This window comes from Micromonospora lupini str. Lupac 08 (assembly GCF_000297395.2).
GTDB classification, from domain to species: Bacteria; Actinomycetota; Actinomycetes; order Mycobacteriales; family Micromonosporaceae; genus Micromonospora; species Micromonospora lupini.
Genome location: NZ_HF570108.1, coordinates 1,014,833 through 1,033,666 on the forward strand (window position 1 = coordinate 1,014,833; position 18,834 = coordinate 1,033,666).

Consider the following 18,834-nt stretch of genomic DNA (forward strand, 5'->3'; position numbering starts at 1 on the left):
ATGGCCGTGCAGGACATCATGGCGACCTGGGTCGGGGCGACCGCCAAGCAGATCGCCCGGGGCGTACGCCGAGGTGACGTCTCGGCCACCCAGGTCGTCGCCGACCACCTGGAGTACATCGCCTCGGCCGACCGCGAGCTGGCCGCGTTCCGCGCCGTTCGCGGCGGCGAGGCGATCACCGAGGCCGAGAAGGTCGACGAGCAGGAGGACCTGGCCAACCTCCCCCTGGCCGGAGTGCCGGTGGCGGTCAAGGAGAACACCCCGGTCGCCGGCCTGCCCACCTGGAACGGGTCGGCGGCCGTACGCACCGACGTCGCGGAGGCCGACCACGAGGTGGTCCGCCGGCTCCGCGGCGCCGGTGCGGTGATCCTCGGCGTCACCCGGATGCCGGAGCTGGGGCTGTGGGCGCTCACCGACGACGACAGCGCGGTGACCCGCAACCCGTGGGACAACACGCGTACACCCGGGGGCTCGTCGGGCGGCGCCGCCGCCGCGGTCGCCGCCGGTCTGGTGCCGATCGCGCACGGCAACGACGGGCTCGGCTCGATCCGGATCCCGGCGGCCTGCTGCGGCCTGGTCGGTCTCAAACCCGGCCGGGGCGTGGTGCCCTGCCAGCTCGGCGCGGACGACTGGTTCGGCCTCACCGAACACGGCATGCTCACCAGCACCGTCGCGGACGCCGCGGTCGGTTTCTCGGTGCTCGCCGGCCGGCGAGCGGAGAAGCTGGTCCCGCCGCAGCGGCTGCGGGTCGGCGTCTCACTGCGCTCGCCGGTGCGCGGCGTCTCCCCGGACGCGCCCAACCGGGACGCGGTGGCCACCGCCGGCCGGCTGCTCGCCGCCGCCGGGCACGACACCGTGCCGGCCGATCCGGTCTACCCCACGGCCCTGGGCCTGCAGGGCATCGCCACCTGGTTCGCCGCTGCCGCCACCGACGTCCGGGCCGCCGGGCTGGACCGACGCGGCCTGCAACGCCGTACCCGGCGGCACGTCGCGCTGGGGGAGTGGGCGCAGCGCCGCGGCTACGTCCGGGAGGCCGACCGGGCCGCCTGGCGGCAGCGCTCGGTCGACTTCTTCACCGACCACTCGGTCGACCTGCTGCTCACCCCCGCGCTGGCCAGCGCGCCGCCGGAGGCCGGGCGCTGGTCCGAGCGGTCCTGGCGGGCGAACATGTCGGCAAACATCCGGTACGCCCCGTACGCCGCGCCGTGGAACATCGCCGGCCTGCCGGCGATCGTGGTGCCGGTGGGCCGCCGGCCGGACGGCCTGCCGGTCGCCGTGCAGATCGTCGGCCCGCCCGGCTCGGAACTGCTGCTGCTCGGCGTGGCCGGTCAGTTCGAGATGGCCGCCCCGTGGTCGCGGCACGCCCCCGGCTATCCCCTCGTCGGGACGGGGTCGCCGGCCGCCGCATGATCGTCTAACGTGTGCGCGCACCGTCGCGCGGACCCGAAGGACACCAATGCGCTGCCAGACCTGCGGGGACGCCACGTCCACCGAGCACAACGACTGCCAGCGCTATTACACGCCGCTGGGGCAGCCCGCCGTCACGCCGGGGTTGCCGACCTACCGTGTACGCGGGATCGGCCTGGCCGCCACCATCGCCGTCGGCGCGACCGCCGTGTTCTACGTGGTGGTGTCGCTGTCCCCGCTGATCGGCATCGTGATGACCCGTCAGGCCATGGCCAACGACGACGCGGACCTGCTGCTCGGCGCGGCCGTCGTCGGTGGGCTGTTGGCGCTGCCCATGGTGGTGGCGCACCTGACCGCCGCCGTGCTGGTGATCATCTGGACGTGGCGGGCGCGCAAGAACACCGACGCGTTCCCGGGCGCGTTGCCGACCCTCGGGGCCGGCTGGGCGATCGCCGGCTGGCTGGTGCCCTTCGCGAACTTCGTGGTGCCGGCCCGGGTGATGGCGGGCGTGGCACGGGACAGCCTCTGGCGGCGGTTCACGCCGACCCTCGTGGTCGTCTGGTGGTGCGCCTGGCTGGTGTTCAGCGTCGGCGGGCGACTGAGCAGCCGCGCCGACGAGAAGGCGTACGACAGGTTGCCGGAGACCCCGTTCAACGACGCCGGCTACCAGGCGTACGTCGACTACTACGGCGACTCCCTGCTCCGCAACGCCCTGCCCGCGGTGGCCTGCGCGGTCTCCGCGGTGACGCTGATCCTGCTGATCCACCGGATCTCCGCCGCGCAGGAGGCCCGGATCGCCCGCGCCGCCCCGGTGTGGCCGACCGCCCCGATGTGGCCGGGCGCCCCGGTCTGGCCGGCCCAGACGTGGCCGGCGGCCCCGCCGACCGAGACGTGGCCGACGGCCCAGCCCGTCCAGCCGCCCCCGGCGGTCCCGGCGGCCCGGCCAGCCCAGCCGGCCCCGGCGGCCCAGCCTGCCCCGGAGGGGGCGCCGGAGGCCACGCCCACTGCGTGATCCACTCCGGGTTACCGAGGTCGCGGTGTCGGAGCGCGGTTGATGCCGCCACGTCGGGGATGTCGAGTGGATCAACCCGGTGTCGCCGCAGGGGGCGCCGAGGTCGGGTGGCACGATCGGGGCATGACGGAACTGGTCGGCCTCGACGACGTACGGGCTGCACGGAAACTCCTCGCCGACGTCGTCCGGACCACCCCGCTGGAGCCCTCCCGGCCACTGAGCGCGGCGCTGGGCGGACCGACCTGGCTCAAGTGCGAGAACGTGCAGCGCGCCGGCTCGTACAAGGTGCGCGGCGCGTACGTGCGGATCTCCCGACTGTCGGCGGCCGAGCGCGAACGCGGCGTGGTGGCCGCGAGCGCCGGTAACCACGCGCAGGGCGTCGCGCTCGCCGCCGGGCTGGTCGGCACGCACGCGACGGTCTTCATGCCGGTCAACGCGCCGCTGCCGAAGGTCGCCGCCACCAAGGGGTACGGCGCGCAGGTCGAGCTGGCCGGCAACACGGTCGACGAGTCGCTGGTGGCGGCCCAGACGTACGCCGAGCGCACCGGCGCGGTGCTCATCCACCCGTTCGACCACGTGGACGTGATCGCCGGGCAGGGCACGGTGGCGTTGGAGATCCTCGAACAGTGTCCGGACGTGCGGACGATCATCACCGGTGTGGGCGGCGGCGGCCTGATCTCCGGCATGGCGGTGGCCGCCAAGGCGCTGCGGCCGGACGTACGCATCATCGGTGTGCAGGCGGCGGGCGCGGCGGCCTTCCCGCCCTCCCTGGTGGCCGGGGAACCGGTCCGGCTGCCGGCGTTCGCCACCATCGCGGACGGCATCGCGGTCGGCCGGCCGGGCGTGATCACCTTCAACCACGTCCGCAAGCTCGTCGACGAGATCGTCACCGTCACCGAGGAGGACATCTCCCGGGCCCTGCTGATGCTGTTGGAGCGGGGCAAGCAGGTCGTCGAGCCGGCCGGGGCGGTCGGCGTGGCCGCGCTCCTGGCCGGGGTGGTGGAGGTGGAGACGCCAGTGGTCGCGGTGCTCTCCGGCGGCAACATCGACCCCCTGCTGATGATGCGGGTGATCGAGCATGGTCTGGCGGCCGCCGGACGCTACCTGCGGGTGACGGTGCGGTGCTCCGACCGGCCCGGGCAGCTCGCCTCACTGCTCAGCCAGATCGCCGAGCACCGGGCCAACGTGGTGGACGTGGAACACCAGCGGGCCAACCCGCACCTGCGCCTCGGCGAGGTGGAGGTGGCCCTGTCGGTGGAGACCCGTGGCGTGGAGCACTCCGACACGCTGATCAGTGCGCTGCGAGCCAGCGGTTACCAGGTGGTCTTCGCCGCCGAGGCGTGACACCTGGTGTGTCGCACCTCGACGGCGGTACGCCTCGGGCGGCGCTCAGGCGCCCTCGGGGTGCTGACGCCGGTCGGCTCGGCGACGGTGGCGCGGAGCCGCGGGACGCTCAGCCGGAGAACGGCTCGAAACTGACCACTGTCACCTTGATGTCGGCGCCACTCGGTGCCGTGTAGGTGCAGGTCTGCCCGGCGCGGCCACCCAGGATCGCCTTGCCGAGCGCCGACTCGGGGCTGTAGACGGTGAGGTCGGTGGTGGCGGCGATCTCCCGCGAGCCGAGCAGGAAGGTCTCGGTGTCGTCGGCGTCGTCGTCGAAGTAGATCGTCACGACCATGCCGGGCGACACCGCGTCGGCCGTCGGGGCCCCGCCGACCTTGGCGGTGCGCAGCAGCTCCTGCAGGTAGCGGATGCGCCCCTCGGCCTTGCCCTGCTCCTCGCGGGCGGCGTGATAGCCGCCGTTCTCGCGCAGGTCGCCCTCCTCGCGCCGAGCGTTGATCTCGGCTGCGATCGCCGGACGGTTGGCGATGTGCTCGTCGAGCTCGGCCTGGAGGCGGTCGTACGCGTCCTGGGACAGCCAGGTGGCGGGCGCCTCGTTGCCAGTGGACACAGGCGTTCTCCTCAGTTGTGCGTGGCTGGCTGACAGGTGAACTACCAAGTTACCAGTGCGGTACGACACAGCGTGTCGGCGATCACCGTCGGTGTCCGGATCTGGCACGGGCGGTAGACCCGCCGCGACGGGTTGCCCGGAGTCGATGCGAGGTGGCGTATCCGCAGCTCAGGCGGGTGCCCGGCAGCGCAGAACCTCGCCGATGAACGGGCGGGCGGAGGTGCTCAGACGGTGCCGGGTGCTGACGTGCCGGTCGCCGGGGGCCGCGCGCACCGTGACCTCCGCTCGGGCCACCTCGACGCCGGCGCGGTCCCGGGCGCGCAGCACGCAGACCGCCGATCCGCCCGGCGGCACGGTCACCCGGAAGTCGACCACCACCTGGCTGTCCGTGATGTCGGTGTACGTGATCACCTGGGCGTCGTAGACCGGGTCGCCGTACTGCCGGTAGAGCCGCAAGGAGATCAGACTCAGCACCGCCACCAGCACCACGAGCACCAGCGCGGCCAGCAGCGTACGACGGCGTCCGCCGCCGGGCGCCCGGCGGCGGCCGTAGCGTCCGGCGGGGAAAACCGGCGCGCCCGGTGAAATTGTGGCGTGCGTCTCGGTCACCGGCGGGTATCTCCTGGCGTTGTTGTCGGCGGCATCGGCAAGAATGGCAGAAGTCCATCATCCCAGCCCGGCCAAAGCGCAGGAATGGCAGGTCGGGCCCCGCGATGCCGACCGGCGGCGGGGTGGGGAGGGTCCCGGCAGGTCAGCCGGGCGAGCCCGGTCGGGTCCACCGGCCGGCACAGACGAGGAGCGCCGAAGTTGGCAGAGCAGCTGCGTCTCATGGCCGTCCACGCGCACCCGGACGACGAGTCGAGCAAGGGTGCGGCGACGATGGCGAAGTACGTCGCCCAGGGGGTGGACGTGCTGGTGGTGACGTGCACCGGCGGCGAGCGCGGCAGCGTGCTCAACCCCAAGCTCGATCGGCCCGACGTCTGGGCCAACATCGCGGACATCCGGCGCGGCGAGATGGACGCCGCGCGGGCGATCCTCGGCGTCGACCAGGCCTGGCTCGGGTTCGTCGACTCCGGCCTGCCCGAGGGCGACCCGCTGCCCCCGCTGCCCGAGGGCTGCTTCGCCCTTCAGGACGTCGAGGTGGCAGCCGGCCCACTGGTGCGCCTGATGCGTGAGTTCCGTCCGCACGTGGTGACCACGTACGACGAGGAGGGTGGCTACCCGCACCCCGACCACATCATGTGCCACAAGGTGAGCGTGGCCGCGTTCGATGCCGCCGGCGACCCGGAGCGCTACCCGGAGCTGGGCGCCCCCTGGCAGCCGCTGAAGCTCTACTACGACATCGGCTTCTCCAAGGCCAAGATCATGGCCCTGCACGAGGCCATGCTCGCCACGGGCGCCGAGTCGCCGTACGAGGAGTGGCTCAAGCGCTGGGACGAGCGTCCGGACAAGGGCCCCCGCATCACCACCCGGGTGGACTGCGCCGAATACTTCCCCGTCCGCGACGACGCGCTGCGTGCCCACGCCACCCAGGTCGACCCGGACGGCTTCTGGTTCCACGTGCCCATGGAGCTGCAACAGCGTGCCTGGCCGACGGAGGATTTCGAGCTGGCCCGCACCGTGGTGGACAGCCCGCTGCCCGAGTCCGATCTCTTCGCCGGAGTGCGGGAGACGGCGCACGCGGGCTGATACCCGGCCGGGGCTACTGTGGTAGGCAATCGCACATCGGAGGAACGCCATGCTGACCGCTGCCCAGGTGCTCGCGGAGAACAACTTCGGGGACACCCGCACGGGTGGTCTGGCCGGGCCGATGGGCCTCTTCCTCATCCTGCTGCTGGCCGCCGCGACCATCCTGCTGATCCGCAACATGAACGCCCGACTGCGGCGTCTGCCTGACCGGTTCCCCCAGCAGGGGCGGTCGGTCGATGCGACCAGGACCGACGCTTCAGTCGTCGATCCGACAGACGGGACGAGCACGCATGATTCATCCACGCCCGCTCCCAATGGGCACCAGCAGCAGCGGAACGGGTAGTCCGGGCATGATTCACGCCGAACCGGGTGGTGGACCCCTGTTGCGACCACCCGGTTTGGCTTAGCCTTCCGCCGGGGGGACCAAAAGTCCCCGAGCCGTGCACGGAAGGGGGCGCCGATGACCGTCACAGCACCGGCCGCCCGCCGTACCGTCGGTCGGTCGGCTGACGGGGGAGGTCGATGACCTCCGGCCCGGCCGGCGACCCGTTCGACCGGCTCGGGGTGCACGGCATGCCTGCCCGGCTGCTCGTGCTGACGGCTGCGGTGACGGTGACGGCTCTGGTCGCCGCCGTGGTCGGTCTGACCCTTCCGGCCGGGCTGCCGTCCGACGATCCTCTCGGTGGTCCGGCCCGCTTCGGCATCGCCGTCGCCGTCCTCGCCGTGGCCCAGCTCGCCCGGCTCCGCTTCCGCAGCTCCGCCGGCATGGTCAGCATCACCTGGGGCGAGGCCGCCCTGATCGTCTGCCTCTATCTCGCGCCGGCAGGCTGGCTGCCGTCGGCCACCCTGCTCGGCACCGGGCTGGCCTGGACGGCGCTGTCGCTGCACAGCGACCGCCGTCCGCCGCTGGAGATCGTCCGGATCGCCGCGTCGCTGACCGCCGCGTCGGCGCTGGCCGTGTCCGTGACCACCGCCCTGGGGCACCCGCTGCTCACCGCGCCGACGCCGATGCTGGCGCTGGCCGTTATCGCCGGGTCGGTGACCTACCTCCTGGTGACCGCCTGGCTCGGTGGGGTGACGCTGGGCCTGCGCCACGGGCTGCCCATCGGGCCGCCGCTGCTCGCCGCGCTGCGCAGCAAGCTGCTGATGTTCGTGGGCAACGTGGCGGTCGGCCTGGTCGTGATCGCGCTGCTGGAGCTGGACCCGCGCTGGTTGCTGCTGCTCCCGCCGTTGCTCTGGCTGCTGCAACAGACCTACCGCTACCGGCTGCGCGCCGACCAGGAACGCCGCACGTGGCGTGCCTTCGCCGAGGCCACCGCGGCCCTCAACCAGCTCGACGAGCGGGGCGTGGCCAGCGCGGCGGTGACCGGCGCGCTGGCGCTGTTCAACGCCGAGCTGGTCGACGTGGACGTGGCTCGGGCCGACGGCAGGTGGCGTCGCTACCGGGGGGACGCCGGCGGTCAGCTGCTCGACCGGGAGGTGGGTCCTCCGGACCGGTCGGAGCCCGACGAGTACGAGTTGGTCCGTTCCCTGTCGGTGGGCGCCGCGCTGGTCGGCCGGCTACGGGTCCGGTTCCCGCGCTCCGCTCCACCCGCGATGAGGGAACGGGACGCGGTGGCGGCCTTCGGTGACGCGCTCGCCGCCGCCCTGCACGACGCCGCGACCCATCGTGAGCTGCGGCTGGTCACCGCCCGATCGTCGTACGAGGCGGTGCACGACCCGCTCACCGGGCTGGCGAACCGCACGGCGATGCTCGGCAAGGGCGACCAGTCGCTGCGGCAGCTCGCCCACGATCATCCGGTGGCGCTGCTGCTGCTGGACATCAACCAGTTCAAGGAAGTCAACGACACCCTCGGGCACGCGGCCGGCGACCAGTTGCTGCGGCTGACCGCCAACCGGCTCAGCGCGCTGGCCCGCCCGGGCGACCTGCTCGGCCGGCTCGGCGGCGACGAGTTCGCGCTGCTGCTCACCTCGGTCCCCGTGCTCGGCGACCGGGCCGCGCCGATGGCGCACGCGCTGCGGCAGGCCCGCGAGATCGCCGAGCGGCTGGCCGCACCGACCGAGGTGGCCGGGGTGCGGATGTCCATCGAGGTCTCCGTCGGGGTGGTGGTCGCCGACGCCGGCACCGCCGACCTGACCGAGCTGCTGCGCCGCGCGGACATCGCGATGTACCAGGCCAAGGAGGGCGGCGGCAGCGTCGCCGCGTACGACAGCACCCGGGACGCGGCCAGCACCGACCAGTTGGCCCTGCTGGCCGAGCTGCGCGAGGCGCTGAAGGTCGACGACCAGTTGGTGCTGGCGTTGCAGCCGGCTGTCGACCTGGCCACCGGCGCACCCACCGGGGTGGAGGCGTTGATCCGCTGGCAGCACCCTCGGCGCGGTTGGCTGAGCCCGGCCGACTTCATCCGCCCGGTGGAGAACAGCGAGCAACTCGGCACGTTCACCCGGTACGTGCTGGACAAGGCGCTCGGCGTGGCGGCCGGTTGGGCCCGCGAGGGGCTGGACGTCCCGATCTCGGTCAACCTCTCCGCGCGCAGCCTGCTCGACCCGCGCCTGCCGGCGGAGATCGCCGACGCGCTGCGCCGCCACCAGGTGCCGCCGCACCGGCTGGTCCTGGAGATCACCGAGACGGTGGTGATGAGCGAGCTGGAGATCATCGACGAGGTGCTCGCCACGCTCCGGTCGATGGGTGTGCAGCTCGCGGTGGACGACTTCGGCACCGGCTTCTCCTCGTTGACCTTCCTCACCCGGATCGCCGTGGACGAGTTGAAGGTGGACCGTTCGTTCGTGATCCGGATGGCCGACTCTCCGGAGGCCGCGGCGATCGTCCGGACCACCGTCGGGCTCGCCCACGAGCTGGGGCTGCGGGTGGTCGCCGAGGGCGTCGAGACCGCCGAGCAGCGGCTGGCCCTGGCCGAGCTGGGCTGCACGTCCGCGCAGGGCTACCACTTCTTCAAGCCGATGCCGGCGGACAAGATCGGTGCGGTGCTCGGGTCGCTGCGCGACTCGGCCGAGTCGAACGTGTTCCGGCTCCGCGCCGACGGCGCCTCCTGACCGACCGCGCCAGCAACACCCGGGCCCGCGTGGCCCGGGCCGGGTGACCGCCCGGCGCGGCCCGGCGGTGGTGGTTATGGTCGTCGGGTGAACCGACTCGTCGACGCCACCAGCCCGTACCTGCTCCAGCACGCCGACAACCCGGTCGACTGGTGGCCGTGGTGCGACGAGGCGTTCGCCGAGGCGAAACGGCGGGACGTCCCGGTCCTCATCTCGGTGGGCTACGCGGCCTGCCACTGGTGCCACGTCATGGCGCACGAGTCGTTCGAGAACGAGCAGGTCGCCGCCCTGCTCAACGACAACTTCGTGTCGATCAAGGTGGACCGTGAGGAGCGCCCCGACGTCGACGCCGTCTACATGACCGCCACCCAGGCGATGACCGGTCAGGGCGGCTGGCCGATGACTGTCTTCGCCACCCCGGACGGCACCCCGTTCTTCTGCGGCACCTACTTCCCGCGCGCCAACTTCGTTCGCCTGCTCCAGTCGGTCACCACCGCCTGGGCGGACCAGCGTGCCGAGGTCCTGCGCCAGGGCGCCGCCGTGGTCGAGGCGATCGGCGGCGCACAGGCCGTGGGCGGCCCCACCGCCCCACTGGACGGCCCGTTGCTCGATGCCGCGGCCGGCAACCTCGCCAGTGGGTACGACGCGACGAACGGCGGTTTCGGGGGCGCCCCGAAGTTCCCGCCGCACATGAACCTGCTCTTCCTGCTGCGCCACCACCAGCGCACCGGAGACCCGCGCAGCCTGGAGATCGTCCGGCACACCGCCGAGGCGATGGCTCGCGGCGGAATCTACGACCAGCTGGCCGGTGGCTTCGCCAGGTACTCGGTGGACGCGCACTGGACCGTGCCGCACTTCGAGAAGATGCTCTACGACAACGCGCTGCTGCTGCGCGTCTACGCGCAGCTCTGGCGGCTGACCGGCGACCCGCTGGCCCGTCGGGTCGCCCGGGACACGGCCCGGTTCCTCGCCGACGAGCTGCACCGGCCGGGGGAGGGGTTCGCGTCCGCGCTGGACGCCGACACCGAGGGCGTCGAAGGGCTCACGTACGCCTGGACGCCGGCCCAGCTCGTCGAGGCGCTCGGCGAGGACGACGGCCGCTTCGCCGCCGACCTGTTCACCGTCACCGACGAGGGCACCTTTGAACACGGCATGAGCGTGCTCCGGCTCGCCCGGGACGTCGACGACGTCGCGCCCGAGGTCCGGGCCCGCTGGCAGCGGGTGGTCGGGCAGTTGCTCGCGGCCCGCGACACCCGTCCCCAGCCGGCCCGCGACGACAAGGTCGTGGCCGCCTGGAACGGGCTGGCGATCACCGCGATCGCCGAGTTCCTCCAGGTCGCCGCGCTGTACGCGTCGCCGGAGGACGAGGACGCCAACCTGATGGAGGGCGTCACCATCGTCGCCGACGGCGCGATGCGCGACGCCGCCGAGCATCTGGCCACCGTGCACGTGGTCGACGGCCGGCTGCGGCGGGTCTCGCGCGACGGCAGGGTCGGCGCGCCGGCCGGGGTGCTGGAGGACTACGGCTGCGTGGCCGAGGCGTTCTGCGCGCTGCACCAGCTCACCGGCGAGGGCCGCTGGCTCACCGTGGCAGGTCAGCTGCTGGACGCCGCGCTGGAGCACTTCGCCGCGCCCGGGGGCGCCTACTACGACACGGCCGACGACGCGGAGCAGTTGGTCGCCCGGCCGGCCGATCCGACCGACAACGCCACCCCGTCGGGTCGGTCCGCGCTGGTCGCCGGCCTCGTGTCGTACGCCGCGCTGACCGGGGAGACGCGTTACCGGGAGGCCGCCGAGGCGGCGCTGGCCACCGTGGCACCGATCGTCGGGCGGCACGCCCGGTTCGCCGGCTACGCGGCAATGGTCGGCGAGGCGCTGCTCTCCGGGCCGTACGAGATCGCCGTGGCGACCGACGACCCGGCCGGCGACCCGCTGGTGGCCGCGGCCCGGCGGCACGCCCCGCCCGGAGCGGTGGTGGTCGCCGGTCGCCCGGACCAGCCCGGAGTGCCGTTGCTCGCCGACCGGCCGCTCGTCGACGGACACTCCGCCGCGTACGTCTGCCGGGGTTTCGTCTGCCAGCGACCCGTCACCTCGGTCGACGACCTGGTCGGGCAGCTCGGCCGGCGCTGAGACTCACGGCCAGAGCAGCTCGCGCTCCCAGGCCGCGCCGGTACGCAGGTAGCGCAGGCGGACGTGCCGGCGCTCGGCGTCCGCCTGCCAGAACTCGACGCTCCGCGGCGCGACCGTGTAGACGGTGTGCGTCCCGGCGACCAGGTCCGGGTCGCCGGCCAGCTGCTCCCGGATCCGGGCCAGCTCACGGTCGAGGTCCGCGCGGTCGGCGAGCACGTCACTCTGCCGTCCGGCCAGACTGGCGACCCGCGAGCCCTCGGGGCGGGCCAGGAAGTCCGCCCGGGAGACGGCGGGGTCGGCCGCGCTGGCGATGCCCCGTACCCGGACCTGCCGGCCCTGCTCCCGCCAGTGGAAGCTGAGGGCGACTGCGGGGTTCGCGGCGAGTTGGTGGCCCTTGGCGCTGGCCGAGCTGGTGGCGAAGTGCCAGCCTGCATCGTCGAGGTCCTTGAGGATCAGCACCCGCGCGTCCGGCGCGCCGTCCGCGTCAACAGTGGAGACCGTCATCGCGTGTGGCTCGTCGACCCCGGCGTCGATCGCACCCGCCATCCAGTCGACGAAGAGCGCCAGCGGGTCGGCCGGAGCGGTGGTCGGGTGGAACGGCGGCATCTCGTGGGCGAGTACCGGCAGGCCGCGGAGCAGGTCACGCAGAGTCATGTGGTGATCTTTCCACCCCTGCTGGCGAACGGGCGATGCGCCATCCGGCGGCGCAGCTCACCAGCCGCCCCGCTAGGCTGGCCGCGCTATGGATTCCCGTACCGGTCTGCCCGTTGTCGGCATGGTGGGTGGCGGCCAGTTGGCCCGGATGACCCACCAGGCCGCGATCGCCCTCGGCCAGTCACTGCGTGTGCTCGCGAGCGCCCCCGACGACGGCGCGGCCCTGGTCGCCGCCGACGTCCAGTACGGCGACCACACCGACCTGGCCGCCCTGCGCACCTTCGCCAAGGGCTGTGACGTGGTCACCTTCGACCACGAGCACGTGCCGTCCGAGCACATCCGCACCCTGGCGGCCGAGGGGGTGACCCTCTACCCGCCGGCGGACGCGCTGCTGCACGCCCAGGACAAGCAGGTGATGCGGGAACGCCTCACCGAGCTGGGCGCGCCCAACCCGGCGTGGCGGCCGGTCGGTGAGCCCGCCGACCTGGTCGGCTTCGGCGAGCAGGTCGGCTGGCCGGTCGTGCTCAAGGCGGCCCGGGGCGGCTACGACGGTCGGGGCGTCTGGATGGTGGACGACGCCACCCAGGCCGCCGAGCTGGCGACCACGCTGCTCGCCGGCGGCACCCGGCTGATCGTCGAGGAGCGGGTGCCGCTGCGTCGCGAACTCGCCGTGCAGGTGGCCCGCTCGCCGTTCGGGCAGGTGGCCGCGTACCCGGTCGTCGAGACGGTCCAGCGCGACGGCATCAACGTCGAGGTGCTGGCCCCGGCGCCCGGCCTGGACGAGGAGCTGGCCGTCGCCGCCCAGCAGCTCGCCATCGACCTGGCCACCGCCCTCGGTGTGATCGGCCTGCTGGCGGTGGAGCTGTTCGAGGTGCGTGACGACGCGGGTCGGCCGGCGATCGTGGTCAACGAGCTGGCCATGCGCCCGCACAATTCGGGGCACTGGACCATCGAGGGCGCTCGGACCTCCCAGTTCGAGCAGCACCTGCGCGCGGTCCTGGACTACCCGATGGGTGACACCGCGCTGACCGCGCCGGTGGTCGTGATGGCGAACGTCCTCGGCGGCGAGCCGGGCGGCATATCGATCGACGAGCGCCTGCACCACCTCTTCGCCGCCGAGCCGGGCGCCAAGGTGCACCTCTACGGCAAGCAGGTACGCCCCGGCCGCAAGATCGGGCACGTCACCGTGCTCGGCGACGACCTGGACGACGTACGGGCGCGGGCCGCGCGAGCCGCGCGTTGGCTGCGCGCGGGGCACGAGTGAGCGACGGTTTCGGGAACGACGAGAGGGCCGCAGTGAGCACCGTTGGGCTGATCATGGGCAGCGACTCGGACTGGCCCACCATGCGGGCCGCCGCGGAGGTGCTTGACGACTTCGAGGTGTCCTACGAGGTGCGGGTCATCTCGGCACACCGGACCCCGGTCGCGATGATCGACTACGGTCGCGACGCCGTCGACCGAGGGCTCAAGGTGATCATCGCCGGCGCCGGTGGTGCGGCAGCCCTGCCCGGCATGGTCGCCTCGGTGACCCCGCTGCCGGTGATCGGCGTGCCGGTGCCACTGAAGCACCTCGACGGCATGGACTCGCTGCTGTCCATCGTGCAGATGCCGGCGGGCATCCCGGTGGCCACCGTGTCGATCGGCAACGCCCGCAACGCCGGCCTGCTGGCCGTCCGGATCCTCGGCGCCTCCGACGAGACCCTGCGCGCCCGGATGGCGACGTACCAGCAGGATCTGGAGCAGCTCATCAAGACCAAGGACGCGGCCCTCCAGGCCACCCTCCCCTGACCCTCATCCGGGCGCCGGCCACTGACCGGTGACCGGCCGACGAGCCCGGCCCACTCGGCGTCGACCGGCCCGCGAACCTGGCCCACTTGCCAGTGACCGGCCCGCGAACCCGGCCCACTTGCCAGTGACCGGCCCGCGAACCCGGCCCACTCGGCGTCCCCACTCACGCAGCCTGCCGTGACCCTCGAATTCACCTCATGCCGCGTAGCGCGGTCTGGAGGCGTTCCTGGGCCCGGCGGCGGCGCTCGTTGCTGGCCCCGAGGACGAGCAGCAGGAGCCCCACGGGAATCAGTGCCAGCCACGGGCCGAGGCTGAACAGCGCGTGGATCGCGGCGATCGCGGTGACCGACGCGCCGACGATCACCGGTGCCTGCTGCCGGCTGGACGAGCCGAAGATCAGCACCGCCACCGCACCGAGCAGCAGCAGCACCTGCCGCAACGTGCTGGATTCGGTGGCCAGCACGATCGCCAGCGTCGGCAGGAACGCGGCGACAAGCGCCGGCCCGTACGCCACCCAGCTGCTCAGATCCGGTCGGTGGCGCAGCTCCAGCACGCCGACGAGCAGCGCCAGCGCGGCGAACGGCAGCGTGTACGCCTCGGGCAGCGCCACATCGGCGACGCGCATCAGGATCCACCAGGCGGTGATCTCGCAGAACACCACCGACCAGAAGAGGATCCGGCGTTCCACCGGCCGTCGGCCGGGTCGGGTCGCCGCCACGCCGAGGACCGCTCCCCAGGCGGCGAGCAGGGCGGCGATGTGGCGGGGGGAGTCGAAGGCGAGCGCCAGCGCGATCAGGGCCGCGGCGTACCCGCTCCACTCCACGGTGGATGCCTCCCGCTGTGCCTCCGGGCGGCGCAGTCGGGGCAGGGTCGCGGCGAGCACCTGGAGGACGGCGCCGACCGCGAGCACGCCGAACGCGGACCAGACCGCCGCCAGCCCGGCGACCAGACCTGCGGTGAGCACGAAGAGCTGGGCCATCAGCGACGCGAAGAGCCAGCCGAGGATGCGTGCCCGCTGTGTGACGCCGAACAGCGCCGCGACGGCGCCCACGCCGACGGCGCTGCCGAGGGTGAACAGGGTCAGGTCTCGGACGGCCAGACTGCCGGACAGGCCGGCGCTGCCGCCGGCCAGACCGATGGCGAACACGAGCACCCGGGCCAGCCGCAGGGAACGGGCCCGCTCGACGATCGGCGGCGGTGGCGTCAGCGCGAGGCCGAGCATCGCGATGGTGAAGACGGACAGGGCGGCGACGGTGCTCGCGGGCCAACCCCGGCCCAGCGCGGTGGGCGCGATCAGCAGGGTGACGGCGGCGCCGGGCAGCACCACAGGTACGGCACGGGAACGCCGTCCCCCGCTGAACCCGGTGGCGGCCAGGGCCGCCGTCGCGGTGAGCAGCAGCGCGGTCAGCACGTGGGTCGGGTTGACCACGTCCGACGGCGGGGTGAGCAACTCCGGCGGAGGACCCTGCCAGATGCGGCTCAACACGCGGTGCGGCTCGACGAGGGCGACGATCAGGGCGGGTGTGATCGACGCGACCGCCAGGGCGGTCGGCAGCGCGGCGGCAGCGAGCGCTCCGGCGGAGGGGCTGACCCGCCACCGTCGCCGGTCCGGGTCGTCGGGCAGCCGCCGCAGCGCACCGTCGAGGAGCACCGCCCAACGACGGACCGGCTGGGCGGAACCGGTGGGCGGCACGGTCGCCGCGCGGATCAGTTCGGCGAGGACGCCGAGCAGCGCGGCGGCGGCCGCGTAGACCCCGGCGGGTAGGCCGGTGGGGATGGCGGCGAGCGCGCTGATGCTGGCGCCGCCGACCACGGCCACGCTGACCCAGGGCAGATACTGCGGAACGTGCCGGCGTACGGCGGCCACGCCGGCCAGACCGAGGCTGGACGCGGCCAGCGCGGCGGTCAGCACCACCTGTGCCGAGTGCTGGAACTCGACGGCCAGCGCCGCCACCGCGCCGGGCAGGGCGAGCAGTGCGGCACCGGCCGCCGCGCCGCCGATCTGCACCAGGTGCGGCGGCATGCCCTCGGTCTCCAGGTCGGTCACCTGCGGCCCGGCCAGCACACGCGCCAGCGTGGCCACCACGATGCCGATCAGCGCGATGCTGCCCAGCGCCAGCGCGGTGGTCCACGGGCGGACCAGGCCGGCGCCCGCCCCGTGCAGCGCGACCACCCCGGCCACGGTGGCCCGGGACAGTCCGGCCCGGGCCTCCTCGCTGGCCACCGCCGCCATCCCGTAGACGGTGGCGACCATCGCCCCGACGAGCACCGGCGACCACCAGGGCAGGTCGAACGCGGCCGGCGCGCCGATCGTGGCGAGCACCACCGCCACGCCGGACGCGTCCCACCGCCAGGGCGGCGGGAGCAGGACGCCGGCGGCAACGGCCAACAGCACCAGCGCGATCGGCGCCTGCCAGGTCGCGCCGCCGGTCGGCGCGGCCGGCCAGCCGCTCAGGTCGCCGTCCCAGATCGGGCCGGGGGTGGCCAGCACACCGACCCCGCCGCGCAGCGCCGTCCAGCCGGCGAGCACCCCGATGAGCAGGCCGCCGACGGCGATGCCGAGGATCGGGCCACGCCGCCACTCCTCGGGCATGGCGCGGGCGGCCACCGCGACCACCAGGACCAGGCCGGCGGCCACCGCCAGTTGCCCACCCGGTGCGAGGACCGCGGCGATCCGCACCATCGTGGCGATCAGGGCGGTGGTCACCGCCGCGGCGGCCAGGTCCGAGCCGTCCAGGGTGAGGTCGGAGCGGCGGCCGGCGTCGATCGACGGGGCCAGGAAGAGCAGCACAGCGGCGACCAGCAGCAGCGCACCGACCCAGGCGTCGGCCACCGTCGCACCGGGTGCGCCGAAGGCGGCGGCGGTGACGACGAGCGCGCCCAGCCCGGTGCCGACCGACAGGGGCGCCGGGATCCGGCGCTGGGAGACCTGCACCATTGCGGCGTACCCGAGGGTCACACAGACGGCCAGGAAGCTCGCCGCCAGCACCGGGACGGTCGCCTCGCGGAGGCTGGCCGGGGTGGGGGTCTCGTCGACGGGCATGGTGGCCGCCACGAACGCGGCCACCGCTCCGGGCAGCGCGAAGGCAGCGCCTCCGGCGGCCCAGTCCGTGACCGTGTCGGCGGCGGCCGACGCGATCCGGACCCGGGGGGCCAGCGCGACAAGCGCGCCGGCCGCGAAGAGGGTGAGCAGGACCGCCGCCGTGAGCGCGGGACGGGACAGGCCGGCGCCCGCGCCGAACAGGCCCACCACGGCGGCGCCGACGGCGTGGGCCAGCGCGGCCCGGGTGGTACGCGCGGAGAGACCGATGACCCCGATGCCGATCGCGGTGACCACCATCGGCCAGGGCGCCGCCGCCCAGCCGAGCCCGAACGACGCCGGTACGGCGAGCGCGGTCAGCGCGGCCCCGGCGACCGCGAACTCGCGGCGGATCTCCGGTGGCAGGGCCAGCACCGCGGCGATGGTGAGCAGGAACGCGGCGGCGGCGAGTTGCCACGTGGTCGGGCCGACGGCGGAGGCCAGCTCGGCGGCGTACCCGTCGAGGTCGGCGCTCCACGCGGGCAGTGCCGCCCGGACCGGGGCGACCCCGGCACGCAGGGCGCCTCCGGCGACCACCAGACCGCTTACCGTGAGCGCGACCGCCGAGGCGATCTGCGGGCCGCGTCGGGCGGTCTCCGGGATCGCGCGTACCGCCAGCCCGGTCACCGTGATCACCGCCGCGATCAGCAGCAACGCCTGGCCGGGCAGGGCCACGGAGGCGATCCGGCCGAACGCGCCGATCACGGCCAGGGTGACGATGCCGGCCGCCACGTCGGGCAGCGGTGGGCGGCGCAGCACCAGCGCGCCGGCCAGCCCGACGACGGCGGCGAGCAGGAGCACCAGCCCCGCGCCGGTCGCCGTCGGCACGGTCTGCGCCCGCAGCAGGGCGGTGACCGCGTACGCCAGGGCGACCGCGACGGCCACCGCGTGCAGCGACCAGGTCAGCTCGCGCAGTCCGGGCACCGGACGGGCGGGCCGGGCGTCGACAACGCCCGCGTCGGCGTCGATCAGCTCGCCGGCCTCCTCCGGGTCGGCCTCCGGCCGGGCCTCGGCGTCGCGTTGGCGAGGCGTCGCCGACGGGGTGGCCGGGCCCGGCAGGTCCTCCCGGACGGGGCGCTCCACCACGAGCGGGGAGCGGGCCAGCCAGAGGTCGAGGAGGGCCACCAGGGTCAGCACCAGCGCCCAGCCGCCCGGCCCGGTGATCCGGTCGTACGCGAGCAGCGGCAGCACCGGCTGCGCGGCGATCACTGTCGCGAAGCGGGGCGTGCGCAGCCCGGTCCAGGCCGCGTACCCGACGGACACCGCGGCGGTGGCCGCGAAGATCAACCCGGCGAAGACGGCTCCGGAGGTGCCGCCACCGCCGATCCGGTCCACCGCCCACAGCGCGTTCCCGGCCAGCGGCACGAGCAGCAGACCCACCGCGGAGATCGTCTCCGCGGTGGAGGTGAGCCCGCGCCGGGCCAGCGCGGGCGGCGCGAGCAGCATCAACGCGGTCGCGACAAGCAGGACGCCGAGGCGGGCCAGCGCGTCCATCGAGCTGGTCGCCACCGCGGCGAAGACCACCGCGGCCACGGCGAGCAGCAGCGCGCCCAGCCCGAGAGGGATGTTCTGCACCTCCCGGGACGACGCCTCCGGGGGGTGCTCGGGGTCGTCGGCGTCCAGCCAGGACGCCCGGGGCGGGGGCGGCGGCGGATCCTCCGGGGTGGGCGGGGTGCCCTGGCGCGGAACCCGGGGCGGCGCGCCGGTGGTGGCCGTCGGCGGGCGGCGGCCGGGGCGGCGGCGCAGCACCCGGCGGGGCCGGGTGGCCTGCTTGAGCCGCTCCTCACCGGCGTGGGCGAGGATGTCCCGTTGGAAGAGCGCGGCCTGCATCTTGGCGGCGATCTGCCGCTGTTCGCGGGCGATGGCGGCGTCGCGCGCCTTCATCTCCGCGATCGAGCGCTCGATGTCCGCCAGGTGATCGCGCCACTGCGGTTGATCGGCCCCGCAGTGCGGGCAGCGCACGGCCGGCTTGATCTCCCGGCCGCACGAGGAGCATTGAAAGGTCGCCACGACACCCCTCCACCCGCACTGTGGACTCCCACTGTCGCAGCATGCCCAAAGCTGGCGCAG

13 protein-coding genes are annotated in these 18,834 nt (G+C 74.1%); 9 read left to right on the forward strand and 4 right to left on the reverse strand.

Going from position 1 to position 18,834, the window contains the following annotated elements; translation table 11 throughout:
* The 3 genes from MILUP08_RS06015 (at nt 1) to ilvA (ending at nt 3,763) form a co-directional block, all read left to right on the forward strand.
* Nucleotides 1-1,410, forward strand: a complete 1,410-nt coding sequence (locus tag MILUP08_RS06015; RefSeq protein ID WP_039905467.1) for an amidase — start codon at nt 1-3, stop codon at nt 1,408-1,410.
* A 46-nt stretch (nt 1,411-1,456) separates the two neighbouring features.
* On the forward strand, nt 1,457-2,419 hold the full coding sequence (locus MILUP08_RS06020) for a DUF4328 domain-containing protein (protein WP_007455732.1): 963 nt from the start codon (nt 1,457-1,459) through the stop codon (nt 2,417-2,419).
* Nucleotides 2,420-2,542: 123 nt separating this feature from the next.
* On the forward strand, nt 2,543-3,763 hold the full coding sequence (gene ilvA, locus MILUP08_RS06025; RefSeq protein ID WP_039905469.1) for a threonine ammonia-lyase: 1,221 nt from the start codon (nt 2,543-2,545) through the stop codon (nt 3,761-3,763).
* 109 nt (nt 3,764-3,872) lie between these two features.
* On the opposite strand, the gene greA is transcribed toward ilvA, so the two are convergent.
* Complete coding sequence (gene greA / locus MILUP08_RS06030; protein ID WP_007455734.1) at nt 3,873-4,370, reverse strand: transcription elongation factor GreA; 498 nt, start codon at nt 4,368-4,370, stop codon at nt 3,873-3,875.
* 168 nt (nt 4,371-4,538) lie between these two features.
* Entirely contained in the window at nt 4,539-4,979 is a 441-nt protein-coding gene (locus tag MILUP08_RS06035) for a DUF4307 domain-containing protein (protein WP_007455735.1), read from the reverse strand.
* A gap of 198 nt (nt 4,980-5,177) precedes the next feature.
* Between MILUP08_RS06035 and mca the strand changes: the two genes are divergently transcribed.
* The 4 genes from mca (at nt 5,178) to MILUP08_RS06055 (ending at nt 11,243) form a co-directional block, all read left to right on the forward strand.
* The gene (gene mca, locus MILUP08_RS06040) at nt 5,178-6,059 is read left to right on the forward strand and encodes a mycothiol conjugate amidase Mca (RefSeq protein ID WP_007455736.1); all 882 of its coding nucleotides are present in this window, start codon (nt 5,178-5,180) and stop codon (nt 6,057-6,059) included.
* Nucleotides 6,060-6,108: 49 nt separating this feature from the next.
* Nucleotides 6,109-6,402 carry a hypothetical protein gene (locus MILUP08_RS06045; RefSeq protein WP_007455737.1) on the forward strand — a complete coding sequence of 98 codons (294 nt, stop codon included), beginning with the start codon at nt 6,109-6,111 and terminating at the stop codon, nt 6,400-6,402.
* Nucleotides 6,403-6,632: 230 nt separating this feature from the next.
* Complete coding sequence (locus MILUP08_RS06050; protein ID WP_237747239.1) at nt 6,633-9,113, forward strand: putative bifunctional diguanylate cyclase/phosphodiesterase; 2,481 nt, start codon at nt 6,633-6,635, stop codon at nt 9,111-9,113.
* Nucleotides 9,114-9,200: 87 nt separating this feature from the next.
* The gene (locus MILUP08_RS06055; protein ID WP_007455740.1) at nt 9,201-11,243 is read left to right on the forward strand and encodes a thioredoxin domain-containing protein; all 2,043 of its coding nucleotides are present in this window, start codon (nt 9,201-9,203) and stop codon (nt 11,241-11,243) included.
* 3 nt (nt 11,244-11,246) lie between these two features.
* Here MILUP08_RS06055 and MILUP08_RS06060 read toward each other — a convergent pair whose 3' ends face one another.
* Nucleotides 11,247-11,897 carry a pyridoxine/pyridoxamine 5'-phosphate oxidase gene (locus tag MILUP08_RS06060; RefSeq protein ID WP_007455743.1) on the reverse strand — a complete coding sequence of 217 codons (651 nt, stop codon included), beginning with the start codon at nt 11,895-11,897 and terminating at the stop codon, nt 11,247-11,249.
* Nucleotides 11,898-11,985: 88 nt separating this feature from the next.
* On the opposite strand from MILUP08_RS06060, the gene MILUP08_RS06065 reads away from it, so the two are divergent.
* Nucleotides 11,986-13,161, forward strand: coding sequence for a 5-(carboxyamino)imidazole ribonucleotide synthase (locus MILUP08_RS06065; protein WP_007455745.1), 1,176 nt, complete (start codon nt 11,986-11,988; stop codon nt 13,159-13,161).
* 32 nt (nt 13,162-13,193) lie between these two features.
* A complete protein-coding gene (purE, locus tag MILUP08_RS06070; protein WP_039905473.1) occupies nt 13,194-13,685 on the forward strand; it encodes a 5-(carboxyamino)imidazole ribonucleotide mutase in 492 nt (163 codons plus the stop codon).
* Between the two features lie 190 nt (nt 13,686-13,875).
* On the opposite strand, the gene MILUP08_RS06075 is transcribed toward purE, so the two are convergent.
* The gene (locus tag MILUP08_RS06075) at nt 13,876-18,774 is read right to left on the reverse strand and encodes an SCO7613 C-terminal domain-containing membrane protein (protein ID WP_007455749.1); all 4,899 of its coding nucleotides are present in this window, start codon (nt 18,772-18,774) and stop codon (nt 13,876-13,878) included.
* Nucleotides 18,775-18,834 lie beyond the last annotated feature (60 nt).

Coding starts and splice junctions, on each gene's coding strand:
- MILUP08_RS06050 (WP_237747239.1), top strand. CDS start 6,633: ATGCCTGCCCGGCTGCTCGTGCTGACGGCTGCGGTGACGGTGACGGCT.
- MILUP08_RS06065 (WP_007455745.1), top strand. CDS start 11,986: ATGGATTCCCGTACCGGTCTGCCCGTTGTCGGCATGGTGGGTGGCGGC.
- MILUP08_RS06045 (WP_007455737.1), top strand. CDS start 6,109: ATGCTGACCGCTGCCCAGGTGCTCGCGGAGAACAACTTCGGGGACACC.
- ilvA (WP_039905469.1), top strand. CDS start 2,543: ATGACGGAACTGGTCGGCCTCGACGACGTACGGGCTGCACGGAAACTC.
- MILUP08_RS06015 (WP_039905467.1), top strand. CDS start 1: ATGGCCGTGCAGGACATCATGGCGACCTGGGTCGGGGCGACCGCCAAG.
- MILUP08_RS06060 (WP_007455743.1), bottom strand. CDS start 11,897: ATGACTCTGCGTGACCTGCTCCGCGGCCTGCCGGTACTCGCCCACGAG.
- MILUP08_RS06020 (WP_007455732.1), top strand. CDS start 1,457: ATGCGCTGCCAGACCTGCGGGGACGCCACGTCCACCGAGCACAACGAC.